This window comes from Streptomyces chumphonensis, from assembly GCF_014779715.1.
Lineage (GTDB): Bacteria > Actinomycetota > Actinomycetes > Streptomycetales > Streptomycetaceae > Streptomyces > Streptomyces chumphonensis.
Window position 1 is genome coordinate 862,916 of record NZ_JACXYU010000001.1, and the last position, 14,848, is coordinate 877,763.

At 73.2% G+C, this 14,848-nt stretch carries 9 protein-coding genes and 1 riboswitch; of the genes, 7 read left to right on the forward strand and 2 right to left on the reverse strand.

The genetic code is table 11. From position 1 onward, the window contains the following. Positions 1–2 precede the first annotated feature (2 nt). The 6 genes from IF129_RS03580 to IF129_RS03605 all read left to right on the forward strand — a co-directional run bounded on the left by IF129_RS03580 (position 3) and on the right by IF129_RS03605 (position 8,705). Positions 3–1,334 (forward strand): NAD(P)/FAD-dependent oxidoreductase, encoded by a 1,332-nt coding sequence (locus IF129_RS03580; protein ID WP_191207903.1) that lies wholly within the window; start codon positions 3–5, stop codon positions 1,332–1,334. Between the two features lie 59 nt (positions 1,335–1,393). Further along, positions 1,394–3,949: a nitrite reductase large subunit NirB gene (nirB, locus tag IF129_RS03585; RefSeq protein ID WP_263576198.1), complete on the forward strand. Its 2,556-nt coding sequence runs from the start codon at positions 1,394–1,396 to the stop codon at positions 3,947–3,949. After that, positions 3,946–4,326, forward strand: a complete 381-nt coding sequence (nirD, locus tag IF129_RS03590; RefSeq protein ID WP_191207904.1) for a nitrite reductase small subunit NirD — start codon at positions 3,946–3,948, stop codon at positions 4,324–4,326. The genes nirB and nirD overlap by 4 nt, the downstream gene beginning before the upstream one ends. 110 nt (positions 4,327–4,436) lie before the next feature. Further along, positions 4,437–5,387 (forward strand): aldo/keto reductase, encoded by a 951-nt coding sequence (locus IF129_RS03595; RefSeq protein ID WP_318153526.1) that lies wholly within the window; start codon positions 4,437–4,439, stop codon positions 5,385–5,387. 451 nt (positions 5,388–5,838) lie between these two features. After that, positions 5,839–6,016: riboswitch (cyclic di-AMP (ydaO/yuaA leader) on the forward strand. Between the two features lie 3 nt (positions 6,017–6,019). After that, positions 6,020–7,351 (forward strand): transglycosylase family protein, encoded by a 1,332-nt coding sequence (locus IF129_RS03600; protein WP_191207905.1) that lies wholly within the window; start codon positions 6,020–6,022, stop codon positions 7,349–7,351. 199 nt (positions 7,352–7,550) lie between these two features. Then, positions 7,551–8,705 (forward strand): alkaline phosphatase PhoX, encoded by a 1,155-nt coding sequence (locus IF129_RS03605; RefSeq protein WP_191207906.1) that lies wholly within the window; start codon positions 7,551–7,553, stop codon positions 8,703–8,705. Positions 8,706–8,841: 136 nt separating this feature from the next. Here the strand turns inward: IF129_RS03605 and ppdK are convergent, their stop codons facing one another. Further along, positions 8,842–11,586, reverse strand: coding sequence for a pyruvate, phosphate dikinase (gene ppdK / locus IF129_RS03610; RefSeq protein WP_318153527.1), 2,745 nt, complete (start codon positions 11,584–11,586; stop codon positions 8,842–8,844). Between the two features lie 736 nt (positions 11,587–12,322). Between ppdK and IF129_RS03615 the strand changes: the two genes are divergently transcribed. After that, positions 12,323–13,765, forward strand: a complete 1,443-nt coding sequence (locus tag IF129_RS03615) for an MGH1-like glycoside hydrolase domain-containing protein (RefSeq protein ID WP_381480317.1) — start codon at positions 12,323–12,325, stop codon at positions 13,763–13,765. On the opposite strand, the gene dusB is transcribed toward IF129_RS03615, so the two are convergent. Continuing rightward, entirely contained in the window at positions 13,711–14,844 is a 1,134-nt protein-coding gene (gene dusB / locus IF129_RS03620; RefSeq protein ID WP_191207907.1) for a tRNA dihydrouridine synthase DusB, read from the reverse strand. The two genes, IF129_RS03615 and dusB, sit on opposite strands and share 55 nt — an antisense overlap. Positions 14,845–14,848: the final 4 nt, after the last annotated feature.

Below are 14,848 nucleotides of genomic sequence, written 5' to 3' on the forward strand. Positions count from 1 at the left end.
ACATGACCTCGAAACAGCGTGTGGTGGTGATCGGCGGCGGCATGGCCGGAGCGCGGCTCGTGCAGCAGCTCGGCCGTGCCGCCGACGCCCCCGGGCGGTCCGGGCACGCCGTCACCGTGATCGGCGAGGAGCGGCACGCGCCGTACAACCGGGTGCTGCTCGCCGAGGTGCTGGCCGGGCAGTACACGCCCGACGTCATCGCCCTCCCGGCCCCGGGCCCCGACGTGCGGAGGCTGACGGGCGTCCGGGCGGTGCGCGTCGACCGGGACGAGCGGCGGGTCGTCTGCGACGACGGCGGCGTCGTCGCGTACGACGCGCTCGTCCTGGCCACCGGCTCGAACCCGGTGCTGCCGCCGGTACGCGGCCTGTTCGACGAGGGCGGCCCCGGCGCCGAGGCGGGCCTGCCCGACGGCGTCCATCCGTTCCGCACCCTGGACGACTGCGCGGCGCTCGCCGCGGCGGCCGGGCCCGGCACCCGGGCGGTGGTCATCGGCGGCGGGCTGCTCGGCGTCTCGGCGGCGCGCGCGCTGGCCGCCCGGGGGGCCCAGACCGTCCTCGCCCACCAGGGTGAGCACCTGATGGAACGCCACCTGGACGCCACCGCCTCCGACCTGCTGCGCACGCACCTGACCGGCCTCGGCGTCGAGGTGCACACCGAGTGCCGTGTCCGCGGCCTGGGCACGGGACGCGACGCCCGCACCGGCCACCGCACGGTGCGCTCGGTGACGCTGGCCGACGGCTACGCGCTGGACACCGACCTCGTCGTGCTGGCCTGCGGGGTACGGCCGCGCACCGGACTGGCGCACGCCGCCGGCCTCACCGTCGGCCGGGGCGTCGTCGTCGACGACGAGCTGCGCACCGACGACCCGCACATCTTCGCCGTCGGCGACTGCGCCGAACACCGCGGCACCGTCTACGGGCTCGCCGGACCCGCGCAGGAGCAGGCCGACGCCCTGGCCGCCGTGCTGCTGGGGCGGGATACCGCGACGCCCCGCGCCGCGCCCTCCCCCACGGCCCCGCCCGCGCCCGCGCGGGCCGGCGGCCCCTACACCGGCACCCGTGCCCTGACCCGACTGACCCTCGCCGGCCCCGGGCCCCTGGACCTGGCCGCCTTCGGGGAGACCGTGCCGCGGCCCGACGACGACGTCGTGCACCTGGCCGACGCCACCCGGGGTGCGTACCGCAAGGTCGTCGTCCGGGGCGACCGGCTCGTCGGCGGCATCCTGCTGGGCGACCTCGGCACCGTCGGCGCGCTCGCCCGCACCTGGGAAGGGGACGAGCCCCTGCCCTCCGCACCACTGCTCCACCTGCTCACGAACGATGGAGGCCTGTGACCGTGTCGCACTCGTCCCAGCCGCAAGCGAAGCCGACGATCGTCCTGGTCGGCCACGGAATGGTCGGGCAGCGCTTCCTCGAAGCCCTGGCCGCCGAGGGCGTCACCGCCCGCGCCCGCGTCGTGGTGCTGTGCGAGGAGCCCCGCCCGGCCTACGACCGGGTGCAGCTCACCTCGTACTTCTCCGGCGTCACCCCCGAGCAACTGTCCATGACGGACGAGGCGTTCCTCGCCGAGCACGGCGTGGAGCTGCACCTGGGCGACCCGGCCGAGACGGTGGACCGGGCCGCCCGCACCGTCACGGCCCGCTCCGGGCGGACGTTCCGCTACGACACCCTGGTGCTGGCCACCGGTTCGTACCCGTTCGTGCCCCCGGTGCCGGGCAGGGACAGCGCGGGCTGCTTCGTCTACCGCACCATCGAGGACCTGCTGGCCATCGAGGAGTTCGCGAAGGACGCCACCTCCGGCGTCGTCGTCGGCGGCGGGCTGCTCGGGCTGGAGGCGGCGGGGGCACTCAAGGGCCTCGGCGTGCGGGCGCACATCGTCGAGTTCAACGCCCGCCTGATGGCCCTCCAGGTCGACGACGGGGGCGGGTCCGCGCTGCGGCGCAAGATCGAGGACATGGGCCTGACCGTCCACACCGGCGTCGGCGGCAAGGAGATCACCGCGAACGCGGACGGTGCGGTGACCGGCATGGTCCTGTCCGACGGCTCCACCCTCGACACCGACATGGTGATCTTCTCCGCCGGCGTGCGCCCCCGCGACCAGCTCGCCCGCGACTGCGGCCTGGAGGTCGGCGAGCGCGGCGGCGTCGTCGTGGACGCCCGGTGCCGCACGAGCGACCCCGCGGTCTACGCGATCGGCGAGTGCGCCAAAGCCGTCGACGGCATGGTGTACGGACTGGTCGCGCCCGGCTACGAGATGGCCGAGGCGGCCGCCGCGGCCATCGCCGGAACGGCGGCGGGCGAGGGCTTCACCGGCGCCGACACCTCCACCAAGCTCAAGCTCCTCGGCGTGGACGTGGCCTCCTTCGGCGACGCGCACGGGACGGCCGAGGGCTGCCTCGACGTCATCTACGCCGACTCGCGCGCGGGCGTCTACAAGAAGCTCGTCATCGCCCCGGACGGCGCGCTCCTCGGCGGCGTCCTGGTGGGCGACGCCGACGCCTATGGGCTGCTGCGGCCGCTGACCGGCTCCGTCCCGCCGGTGGCCCCCGAGTCGCTGGTGCTGCCGGCCGGTGCCGGGGCACCCGCCCAGCTCGGCCCGTCCGCGCTGCCGGACGACGCCGTCGTGTGCAGCTGCCACAACGTCACCAAGGGGACGATCCGCGCCGCCGTGACCGAACACCGCTGCGGCACGGTGCCGGAGGTGAAGACGTGCACGAAGGCCGGCACCGGATGCGGCAGTTGCGTGAAGGTGCTCGGCCAGCTCGTGGACGCCGAGCTGACCGCCCAGGGCATCGAGGTGGACCCGGGACTGTGCGCCTGCTTCGGCCAGACGCGGCAGGAACTGTACGAGATCGTGCTCGCGCTGCGGCTGACGTCCTTCCAGCAGCTCCTGGACGGCCACGGCCGCCCCGAGGCGCGCGGCGGCGAGGGGTGCGAGGTCTGCAAGCCCGCCGTCGCCTCGATCATCGCCTCCCTCGCGCCCACCATCGGCGCCGGGGCCTACGTCCTCGACGGTGAGCAGGCGGCCCTCCAGGACACCAACGACCACCACCTCGCCAACCTCCAGCGCAACGGCTCCTACTCGATCGTCCCCCGCGTCCCCGGGGGCGAGATCTCGCCGGAGAAGCTCATCGTCATCGGCCAGGTCGCGCGGGACTTCGGGCTCTACACCAAGATCACCGGCGGCCAGCGCATCGACCTGTTCGGCGCCCGGGTGGACCAGCTCCCGCAGATCTGGGCGCGGCTGGTGGACGCCGGGTTCGAGTCCGGGCACGCCTACGGCAAGGCGCTGCGGACGGTGAAGTCCTGCGTGGGGCAGACCTGGTGCCGCTACGGCGTGCAGGACTCGGTGAAGATGGCCATCGACCTGGAGCTGCGCTACCGGGGCCTGCGCGCCCCGCACAAGCTCAAGTCGGCCGTCTCCGGCTGCCAGCGGGAGTGCGCCGAGGCCCAGAGCAAGGACTTCGGCGTCATCGCGACCGCGGGCGGCTGGAACCTGTACGTCGGCGGCAACGGCGGCGCCACACCCCGGCACGGCGACCTCCTGGCGCAGGACCTCTCCGACGCCGAACTCGTCCGGCTCATCGACCGGTTCCTGATGTTCTACATCCGTACCGCCGACCGGCTGGAGCGCACCTCGGTGTGGCTGGAGCGCATCGAGGGCGGCCTGGACCACGTCCGCGACGTCGTCGTGCACGACTCCCTGGGCATCTGCGCGGAACTGGAGGCCATGATGGCCGAGCACGTCGCGGGCTACCGGGACGAGTGGGCCGAGACCCTGGCCGACCCGGAGCGGCTGCGGCGCTTCGTCTCCTTCGTCAACGCCCCGGACGCGCCCGATCCCTCGGTGCGGTTCGTGCCGGAGCGCGACCAGAACAAGCCCGACCTCGACATCCTGGCCGGCCCGGACCTCCCCGTCCGCACCCTCGAAGGAGCACCCCTGTCATGACCGACGTGCTGACCCCGAACGCCCCCGCAGCGACCACCACGGCCACGGGCACGGCGCGCGTGGAGGTGCGGACCGGCGGCGTGTGGGCCGCCGTGTGCGCCGTCGACCACCTCGTCCCCGGACGCGGCGTCGCGGCCCTGCTGCCCGACGGCGGGCAGATCGCGCTCTTCCTCGACCGCACCGGCACCGTCCACGCCATCGGCAACCGCGACCCGTTCACCGGCGCCTACGTGCTCTCCCGGGGCCTGCTCGGCTCGGTGGACGGCGCGCCCTTCGTCGCCTCGCCGCTGCTCAAGCAGCGCTTCGACCTGGCCAGCGGACACTGCCTGGACGACGACACCGTCACGGTGCCCGCGTACGCGACCCGCGTGCGGTGACCCCGACCGGCGCCGCCCCGCCCTGTCCATCGGGCGGCGCCCCACCGTCCGGGCCCGGCCCGACCGCTACGCGCGGCCGCGCCGGGCCCGGCGCATGGAAGGCTGGCGGGGTGACGACGACAACGAACACCGCCCCCCTCCTGTACGGCTGCATGGGTCTGGGCGGCGCCTGGAACGCGGCCGGTTACGAGGCGGCTGACGTCGCCGAGGCCGAGGCGGCCGTGGCGGCGGCCCTCGACAGCGGGATCACGACGTTCGACCACGCCGACATCTACGGGCGGGGGAAGGCGGAGGCCGTCTTCGGCGAGGTCCTCTCCCGTACGCCGGGGCTGCGCGAGCGGATCACCCTCCAGAGCAAGTGCGGCATCCGGCTCGCCGACGGCGAGCGCCCCGGCGTCTACGACCTGCGCGGCGGGAGCATCACACGGCGGGTGGAGGAGAGCCTGGCCCGGCTCCGGACGGACGCGCTCGACGTGCTCCTCCTGCACCGCCCCGACCCCCTCGCCGACCCGGACGAGGTCGCCGAGGCCCTGACCTCCCTGCACCGGCAGGGCCTCGTCCACCGCTTCGGCGTCTCCAACATGAGCGCGGCGCAGGTGGCCCTCCTCCAGTCGCGGACGGACGTGCCGCTGGAGGTGAACCAACTGGAGATGAGCCTCCACCGGCGCGACTGGCTGGAGGCGGGCGTCCTCGTCAACACCCCCGAGGCCACCGGGAACGGATTCCCCCACGGCACGGTGGAGCACTGCCTGACCGCCGGGATCCGGCTCCAGGCATGGGGGGCACTCGCCCAGGGCCGCTACACCGGACGTCAGACGACGCAGGCCGAGCGGGCGACGGCGGAGCTGGTGACCCGGCTTGCCGAGGCGAAGGGCACGACCGCCGAGACCGTCGTGCTGTGGTGGCTCCAGCGCCACCCGGCGCGGGTGGCGCCGATCATCGGCAGCGTGCGGCCGGAGCGCATCCGTGCGTGTGCCGACGCCGCGCTCCGGCACCCGGCCCTCAGCCACGAGGAGTGGTACGCGCTCTGGCTGACGGCACGCGGCGCTCCCCTGCCGTGAGGGGCCCGACACCGCCGACCGCGCGGAGGAGACGGACCAGAAAACCATCGAAAAGACCCATGACGTATCCAAACGGACATGACGACCGGGGCCGCCTGACCCATCCTCAGAGGAACGACGCCGGGATTGGACCGATATAAAGAGGCGGCCGACGGGCGGGTGACCGGACTCACAGCTTCCCGGAGCCCGTACGACCGGACGATCGGGACCGTTCTCACCGCCGCACCAATTTCCCTGCTGACCAGGGATTTTCGGACATACGGAAAGATCCGCCCCGCTGACGCTCGGAATCGGCCCCGGCGCTCACCGTGCCGAAGGCCGCTCCCGGCGGTCCGGTCACCGGCCCCAGCCGCTTGTCTGGTGCAAAGCGTTGTGTCTACGGTTCCTCCGCACCGCATCGGATGCGGTGCCCCACCGCCGGGACGCCGAATCCTGCCGCCCGGCCGGGGGAATTCCTGAAAGACCAGGGCGGCAGGAGCGGGGGAACCAGGTAAGCGCCGTGCCGTGTATCCGTACCGGTACGGCTAGGGGTGAAGCCACGACCCGACGCGTTCCGGCGCGAGGGGAGTGGCCGGGCTTCTCCGGTCCGAATCCGACAGCTCACCTCGCAGGCGTAGGAGAGGAACACACCTATGTCCCGTGGTCGTCACCGCCGTCCGCGCAAAGCCCTGATAACCCGTCACGTCGCCCGTGCGTCCCTCATCGCCACCGCCGGCGGCGTCGCCGTGCCCCTCGCCGCAGGCTCCGCGAGTGCCGCCGACGTCTCCGTGTGGGACAAGGTCGCCCAGTGCGAGAGCACCGGCGACTGGTCGATCAACACCGGTAACGGCTTCTACGGCGGCCTGCAGTTCCAGCAGTCCTCGTGGGAGGCGGCGGGCGGCACGCAGTACGCCCCGCGTGCCGATCTCGCCACCAAGGACCAGCAGATCGCCGCCGCCGAGCGTCTGCTGGAGATGCAGGGCCCGGGCGCCTGGCCCGTCTGCGGCCCCCGCGCCGGCCTGACCCAGAACGGTCCCGCCCCGCAGATCGACCCGGCCGGGAACACCGCCGAGCCGAAGGCCGAAAAGGCCGAGACGCCCGCGAAGAAGGCGGAGCCCAAGCCGGAGCCCAAGGCCGAGAAGCCCGCCCCGAAGCCGGACAAGGCCGAGAAGGCCGAGAAGGCCGAGAAGAAGGCCGCGACCGCCGAGGACTACACGGTCGTCAGCGGTGACACCCTCTACGGCATCGCCACGGTGCACGCGGTGGACGGCGGCTGGAAGGCCGTCTACGAGACCAACCGCGGCGTCGTCGGCTCCGACCCGGACCTGATCTTCCCCGGACAGAGCCTGAGCCTGGACGTGACCGAGGCGGCGGCTCCGCAGCAGGACGGGGGCGCCAAGGCCGAGCCCGAGGCGGAGCCGAAGCCCGCGAAGCCCGCGAAGAAGGCGGAGCCCAAGCCAGAGCCCAAGCCGGAGCCCAAGCCGGAGCCCAAGGCCGAGAAGCCCGCTCCGGAGCCGGCCGAGGAAGCGAACAAGCCCGAGCCGAAGGCCGAGAAGCCGGCCGAGCAGGCGGCCCCGGCGAGCGGCTGGGTCCGCCCGGTCGACGCCTCGCCGAGCACGCCGTACCGCGCCACCGGCTCGTCCTGGTCCAGCGGCTACCACACCGGCGTGGACTTCTCCGCTCCGTCCGGCTCCACCGTGCGCTCGGTCGGCGCGGGCACCGTGGTCTCCGCGGGCTGGGGCGGCTCCTACGGCAACCAGGTCGTCATCAAGCACGCGGACGGCCGCTACAGCCAGTACGCCCACCTGTCCTCGCTCTCGGTCTCCACGGGCCAGAGCGTGAACGGCGGGCAGCAGATCGGGCTGGTCGGCTCCACCGGCAACAGCACCGGCCCGCACCTGCACTTCGAGATCCGCACCGGGGCCGGCTACGGGTCGGACATCGACCCGCTGGCCTACCTGCGGGCGCAGGGCGTCAGCATCTGAGCGCCTGCCCCACGGTTTCTCCCCCGACCCGGACCGGTCGTGCCGTTCGTCGGCGCGACCGGTCCGCGTCGTTCACGCGGCGGTGACGAGCCGTTGCGGCGACCGTCGCGAAGACGCCACGTGGCGCTCCTAGGGTCCTGCGGGCTGGACCCCGGCGCCACCTGGGCGACGGGGCAGAGACGACTCCGGTGAGGTATCCGTGGAACGTCGCTCCTTCCTGCGCGGCACCGTGGTGAGCGGTTCGGCCGCCGCCTTCGGTTTCACCCTCATGCGCGGCGCCGCCTACGCGGCCCCGGCCCAGCCGGGACCGAGCCCCTACGGTCCGCTCAACTCCCCCGACAGCAACGGCATCCGGCTCCCCGACGGGTTCGGCAGCCGGGTCGTCGCCCGCTCCGGCCAGACGGTGGGCGGCACCTCCTACGTCTGGCACCGGGCTCCCGACGGCGGGGCGTGCTTCCCCTCCGGCAGCGGCTGGATCTACGTCTCCAACTCGGAGGTCAACCCGGGCGGCGGAGCGAGCGCCCTCCGGTTCAACTCCTCCGGGTCGATCACCGGGGCCTACCGCATCCTCTCCGGCACCCGGCAGAACTGCGCCGGCGGGGCCATGCCGTGGGGCACGTGGCTGTCCTGCGAGGAGGTCGACCGGGGGTACGTCTACGAGACCGACCCCTACGGTACGAACGCGGCGGTGCGGCGCGCCGCGATGGGGCGGTTCAAGCACGAGGCCGCGGCGGCGGACCCGCAGCGCGAGGTCGTCTACCTCACCGAGGACGTCGGCAACGGCTGCTTCTACCGCTTCGTGCCCGACACGTGGGGGGACCTCTCCTCCGGCCGGCTCCAGGTACTGACGGCGGGCTCGGGTACCTCCGGGTCGTTCGGGTGGGCGGACGTGCCCGACCCGAGCGGCTCCACCGCCACGCGCTACCAGGTCTCGGCCGCCAAGCACTTCGACGGCGGCGAGGGCTGCCACTACGCGGACGGGGTCGTCTGGTTCACGACCAAGGGCGACGGCCGCGTGTGGCGGCTGAACCTGGCGGCGAGCACGTACGAGCTGGCCTACGACGACTCGCTCGTCGGCGGGAGCGCTCCGCTGACCGGGGTCGACAACATCACCGGCGCGTCCGGTGGTGACCTGTTCGTCGCCGAGGACGGCGGGAACATGGAGATCTGCGTGATCACACCGGACGAGGTCGTGGCACCGTTCCTGCGGATCGACGGGCAGTCGGGCTCCGAGATCTGCGGCCCGGCCTTCTCCCCCGACGGCACCCGGCTGTACTTCTCCAGCCAGCGCGGCACGAGCGGCAGTTCGTCCGGGGGCATCACCTACGAGGTGACCGGGCCCTTCCGCAGCTGACACCGTCGGCCCCGGCGGAGACTGAGGGGGCGGTGCGGCACCTCCGCACAGGTGCCGCACCGCCCCCTTCCGGTGCCGGGACCGCCGCGCGGTGAGGGTGCGCGGCGCGGCGGCCCCGGTGGTCCGGCCCCCGCGGTCAGCGGCTGTCGCTGCCCGCGCTCTCGGCCGCCGCCCGGCCCGCCTCCAGGCGGGCGACGGGGATGCGGAACGGGGAGCAGGAGACGTAGTCCAGGCCGACCTCGTGGAAGAAGTGCACCGACTCCGGGTCGCCGCCGTGCTCACCGCAGACGCCGAGCTTGAGGTCGGGCCGGGTGGCCCGGCCGTCCGCCACGGCGTCCGAGACGAGCTTGCCGACGCCGTCCTTGTCGATCGTCTCGAACGGGGAGACGCCGAAGATGCCCTTCTCCAGGTAGGCCGTGAAGAAGCTGGCCTCCACGTCGTCGCGGCTGAAGCCCCACACCGTCTGGGTGAGGTCGTTGGTACCGAAGGAGAAGAAGTCGGCAGACTCCGCGATCTGGCCGGCGGTCAGCGCGGCGCGTGGCAGCTCGATCATCGTGCCGAGCGTGAGCTTCAGTTCGACGCCGTGCTCCCGCTCGATCTCCTCGATGACGCGCTCGGCCTCGTCGCGGACGATCTCCAGCTCCTGGACCGTGCCGACCAGCGGGATCATGATCTCCGCGCGCGGGTCGCCCTTGGCGGCCTTCCGCTCGGCCGCGGCCTCGGCGATGGCCCGGACCTGCATGGTGAACAGGCCCGGGATGACAAGGCCGAGACGGACGCCGCGCAGGCCCAGCATCGGGTTCTGCTCGTGCAGCCGGTGGACGGCCTGGAGGAGCCGCAGGTCGTTCTCGTTGGCGTCCTTGCGGGCCTCGGCGAGCGCGACCCGCACCGACAGCTCGGTGATGTCGGGCAGGAACTCGTGCAGCGGCGGGTCGAGCAGCCGGACGGTGACGGGCAGTCCGTCCATCGCCTCGAAGAGCTCCTTGAAGTCGCCCTTCTGCAACGGGAGGAGGGCGTCGAGCGCCTGGCTCCGCTCGGTGTCCGTGTCGGCGAGGATGAGCCGCTCGACCAGTTCGCGGCGCTCGCCGAGGAACATGTGCTCGGTGCGGCACAGCCCGATGCCCTGGGCACCGAACCGGCGGGCGCGGGCGGCGTCCTCGGCGTTGTCGGCGTTGGCCCGCACGCGCAGCCGGCGGACGCGGTCGGCGTAGGCCATGACCCGGTGCACGGCCTGCACGAGCTCGTCGGCGTCGTCCGCGCCCGCGTGCATGCGCCCTTCGAAGTACTCGACCACGGGCGAGGGCACGACGGGCACCTCGCCCCGGTAGACCTTGCCGGTGGAGCCGTCGATGGAGACGACGTCCCCCTCGTCGATCACCAGCGTGCCCTTGCCGTCCGGCGCGGGGGCGGTCAGCTGGCGGCGCTTGGTGTCGACCTCCAGGTCCTCGGCGCCGCAGACACAGGTCTTGCCCATGCCCCGGGCGACGACGGCGGCGTGCGAGGTCTTGCCGCCCCGCGAGGTGAGGATGCCCTCGGCGGCGATCATGCCGTCCAGGTCGTCGGGGTTGGTCTCGCGGCGGATGAGGATGACCTTCTCACCCGAGCGGGACCACTTCACGGCGGTGTAGGAGTCGAAGACGGCCTTGCCGACGGCCGCGCCGGGCGAGGCGGCGATGCCGCGCCCGATCTGGTCGGCCTTGGCCGTGAGGTCGAAGCGCGGGAACATCAGCTGGGCGAGCTGCGCGCCGTTGACCCGCTGGAGGGCCTCGGCCTCGTCGATGAGGCCCTGGTCGACGAGTTGCGTGGCGATGCGGAACGCGGCGGCGGCGGTGCGCTTGCCCACGCGCGTCTGGAGCATCCACAGCTTGCCGCGCTCGATGGTGAACTCGATGTCGCAGAGGTCCTTGTAGTGGAGCTCCAGCGTCTCCATGATCTGCATCAGCTCGTCGTAGGACTTCCGGTCGAGCTGTTCCAGGTCGGCGAGCGGCACGGTGTTGCGGATGCCCGCGACGACGTCCTCGCCCTGGGCGTTCTGGAGGTAGTCGCCGTAGACGCCCTGCTGGCCGCTGGCCGGGTCGCGGGTGAAGGCGACGCCGGTGCCGGAGTCGGGGCCGAGGTTGCCGAAGACCATGGAGCAGACGTTGACGGCGGTCCCCAGGTCGCCGGGGATGCGCTCCTGGCGGCGGTAGAGCTTGGCCCGGTCGGTGTTCCACGAGTCGAAGACCGCGCGGATGGCCAGGTCCATCTGTTCGCGGGGGTCCTGCGGGAAGTCCCGCCCGGTCGCGGTGCGGACGATGTCCTTGAACCGGTCGACGAGGGTCCGCAGGTCGGCGGCGTCCAGCTCGACGTCGGTGACGGCGCCCTTGGCCCCCTTGGCCTCCTCCAGCGCCTCCTCGAACAGTTCGCCGTCCACGCCGAGGACGGTCTTGCCGAACATCTGGATGAGCCGCCGGTAGGAGTCCCAGGCGAAGCGCTCGTCCCCGGCCTGGGCGGCCAGCCCGGTGACCGAGGCGTCGGAGAGGCCGATGTTGAGGACGGTGTCCATCATGCCGGGCATGGAGAACTTGGCCCCGGAGCGGACGGAGACCAGCAGCGGGTCGTCGGCCTGACCGAGGCGCTTGTCCATCTGCCGTTCCAGCGCGGCGAGGTGCTCGCCGACCTCGTCCCGCAGCGCGGGGGGCTCGGTGCCGTTCTCCAGGTAGAGGCAGCACGCCTCGGTGGTGACGGTGAACCCGGGTGGCACCGGGAGACCGAGATTCGTCATCTCCGCGAGGTTCGCGCCCTTGCCACCGAGGAGATCCTTGAGGTCCTTGTTGCCCTCGGTGAAGGCGTACACGAACTTGGTGGGGTCCGTGGATACGTGGTGGTGAATTTCCGGCACGGGACTCGCTCCTCGTGTACGGCCTGCCTAGCTGCCCTGACGGCGGGGAGCGTACCCAGATCCAAGGCTGATGAGCAGGGGTAGCGGCACGTCACAGGGCCACAACCACCCATCCGCCAGCGGATCGAAAGTAAAGGCTCTCCCAAGGAGTCGACCGCGTCGCGTTCGAGAGGTGAACGCATCATGACGCAGCGCCGCTTCACGAACGCCCCACGGTCACCGTGAGCGACGATGACCACCGCCCGGCACCCCGACGGAGGTGGCACTGAGTGCCGCTCATTGGAGAACTGGACACACCAAGGGAGCGCTCATGTGAGCAGGTTTCATATCACCCGTGGCGAGAATCACGGAGACACCCCCGGCGCGTCCCAGGATTCGGACGTACGTCACCCCTCCGTCACCGGCGCCGCCCGAGCACCGCATCCGATGTGACGTGCGCCACACCCGTGCGGTATCCCACCCGCCGCGGTGGACCGGCGCCGGGCGGGGCGGGCGGGAACGCACGGCGGACGCCACCCCTCCCGGTCCACCTCGGGCGGGAGTTGACCGGGGGCGTCCGATTCACCGGCCCTGTCACGGTTCCGGCCGTCCGGTGTGTCAAGATTTCACCGGTGTGACCTACCTTCTGTTCCCGGCGCGGCCCGGACACGCATACTGCTGCGAGTTCGTTCACCCCACACCGGCGACGACCGCGCCGCCGGAACGACATCCGACACCGGAGCCCCTCGTGGACCGCGTGACCGAGACCGCGCCGCTGACCACCGTCCCGCACCAGACCGCCCCGCCCGAGCGCCCGGCGGTCCGCCCCACGGTGCTCGCCCGCCGCGCCGCACGCGTCCTGGCCGTCAACCGGATCGGTGGAGCGACCGTCCCGGCCCGCAGCCTCTACCCCCACCAGTGGAGCTGGGACTCCGCGTTCATCGCGATCGGCCTGCGGCACCGCTTCCCCCTCCGCGCCCAGCAGGAGCTGGAGACGCTGCTGGCCGCCCAGTGGGAGGACGGTCGCGTCCCGCACATCGTCTTCAACCCCGTCGTGCCGCGCGGGGCCTACTTCCCCAGCCCCGACTTCTGGCGGTCCTCCGACGCGGGCCGGCCCGCGGGCGCCCCCCGGGAGCGCGAGACCTCCGGCATCGTGCAGCCGCCCGTGCACGCCCTGGCCGCATGGCTGGTGCACCGGGCCGATCCCGAGCTGTCCCGGCGACGCGCGTTCCTGGCCCGCGCGTACCCCAGGCTGGCCGCCTGGCACGCCTACCTGGCAGACCGCCGCGACCTCGGCGGGCACGGGCTCGCGACCTGCGTCCACCCCTGGGAGCCGGGCATGGACAACAGTCCGTGCTGGGACGCGCCGCTGACCCGCGTCCCGCCCGCCCCGCGCGGCTCCTTCCGGCGCGCCGACCTCGACCACGGCGCCCCCGCCGACCGTCCGACGGACCTGGACTACGGCCGCTACGTGCGGCTGGCCGCCGACTACCGCGACTCCGGCTACCACGACGGCTCCGCCTTCGCCTTCGCCGTGGAGGACCCGGGCTTCAACGCGCTCCTGACCGCCTCCGAGCACGCGCTCGCCGACATCGCGCGGGAGCTGGGCCTGGGCCACCGGCGCGCGGCGCACGAGGAGCGGGCGCGGCGGCTCACCGGGGCCATGGTGCGGCGCCTGTGGTCACCGGAGAGCGGACAGTTCCTCCCGCGCGACCTGGTCGCCGGTGCCCTCGTCGCCGAGCGCAGCGCGGCCGGGCTGCTGCCGCTGGCCGTCCCGGGCCTGCCCGCCGCCGTCGCCGCGGCGCTGGTCCGGACCGCCGCCGGGCCGCACTTCGCGCTCGGCGCGGGCATCGGCATGGTGCCCAGCTACGACCTGCGCGGACGGGCGTTCGACCGGCACCGCTACTGGCGCGGCCCCGCCTGGTTCAACGTGAACTGGGTGCTGGAGCACGGCCTGCGCCGCCACGGGTACGCCGGGCGGGCCGACGCGCTGCGGGCCGCGATGCTGACGCACGCGGACACCACCGGGTTCGCCGAGTACCTCGACCCGGTCACCGGGGAGGCGCGCGGCGCGCTCGACTTCGGATGGACGGCGGCGCTCACGCTCGACCTGCTCGCCACCCGGGGCGAGCCCTGGACGGGCGGTCAGCCGCCCGAGGTGTCCAGCTCGGCGTCCGAGCCGACCGCCGCGCAGGCGTAGGGGTCGTCCAGCCAGCCGTCGGGCAGGACGACGCGGTTGCGCCCGTGCGTCCGACCGCGCGGGCCCTCGGCCCCCGGCGGCCAGGGCTGGTCCAGGTCCAGGCCGTCCAGCAGGGAGCGCAGCTCCGCCAGGGACGCCGCCGTCGCGAGCCTGCTGCGGGCCTGCGAGCCGACCGAGAAGCCCTTGGTGTACCAGGCGACGTGCTTGCGGAAGTCGATGACGCCCCTGGCCTCGTCCCCCAGCCACTCACCCAACAGCCGCGCGTGCCGCACCATGACGTCGGCGACCTCGCGCAGGGTGGGCGCGGCCGTCTCCTGCTCCCGGCCCTCGAAGACGGCGACGAGATCGCCGAACAGCCACGGCCGGCCGAGGCAGCCCCGGCCGACGACGACGCCGTCGCAGCCCGTCTCGCGCATCATCCGCACGGCGTCCCCCGCCGACCAGATGTCCCCGTTGCCGAGCACCGGGATCTCGGGGACGGCCTCCTTGAGGCGGGCGATGGCCGTCCAGTCGGCGGTGCCGGAGTAGTGCTGGGCGGCGGTGCGGCCGTGCAGGGCGATCGCGGTGACGCCCTCCGCCACGGCGATGCGCCCGGCGTCCAGGTAGGTGAGGTGGTCGTCGTCGATGCCCTTGCGCATCTTCATCGTCACCGGAAGGCCGTTCGCACCGGTGACGGCCTCGCGCAGGATGTCGCGCAGCAGGTTGCGCTTGTAGGGCAGGGCGGAGCCGCCGCCCTTGCGGGTCACCTTCGGGACGGGGCAGCCGAAGTTCAGGTCGATGTGGTCGGCCAGGTCCTCGTCGGCGATCATGCGGACGGCCTTGCCGACGGTCACCGGGTCCACGCCGTAGAGCTGGATGGAGCGCGGGCGCTCGGACGCGTCGAAGCGGACGAGCTGCATCGTCTTCTCGTTGCGTTCGACGAGCGCCCGGGTGGTGATCATCTCGCTGACGAACAGCCCCTTGCCGCCGCTGAACTCCCGGCACAGCGTCCGGAACGGGGCATTGGTGATCCCCGCCATGGGCGCGAGCACGACGGGGGGCGTCACGGCGTGCGGGCCGATCGCGAGCTGCTGGGACATGGCC

Bases quoted from the DNA above. Each gene is read 5' to 3' on its own strand.
- IF129_RS03580 (WP_191207903.1), top strand. From the start codon at position 3: ATGACCTCGAAACAGCGTGTGGTGGTGATCGGCGGCGGCATGGCCGGA.
- nirB (WP_263576198.1), top strand. From the start codon at position 1,394: ATGGTCGGGCAGCGCTTCCTCGAAGCCCTGGCCGCCGAGGGCGTCACC.
- nirD (WP_191207904.1), top strand. From the start codon at position 3,946: ATGACCGACGTGCTGACCCCGAACGCCCCCGCAGCGACCACCACGGCC.
- IF129_RS03600 (WP_191207905.1), top strand. From the start codon at position 6,020: ATGTCCCGTGGTCGTCACCGCCGTCCGCGCAAAGCCCTGATAACCCGT.
- dusB (WP_191207907.1), bottom strand. From the start codon at position 14,844: ATGTCCCAGCAGCTCGCGATCGGCCCGCACGCCGTGACGCCCCCCGTC.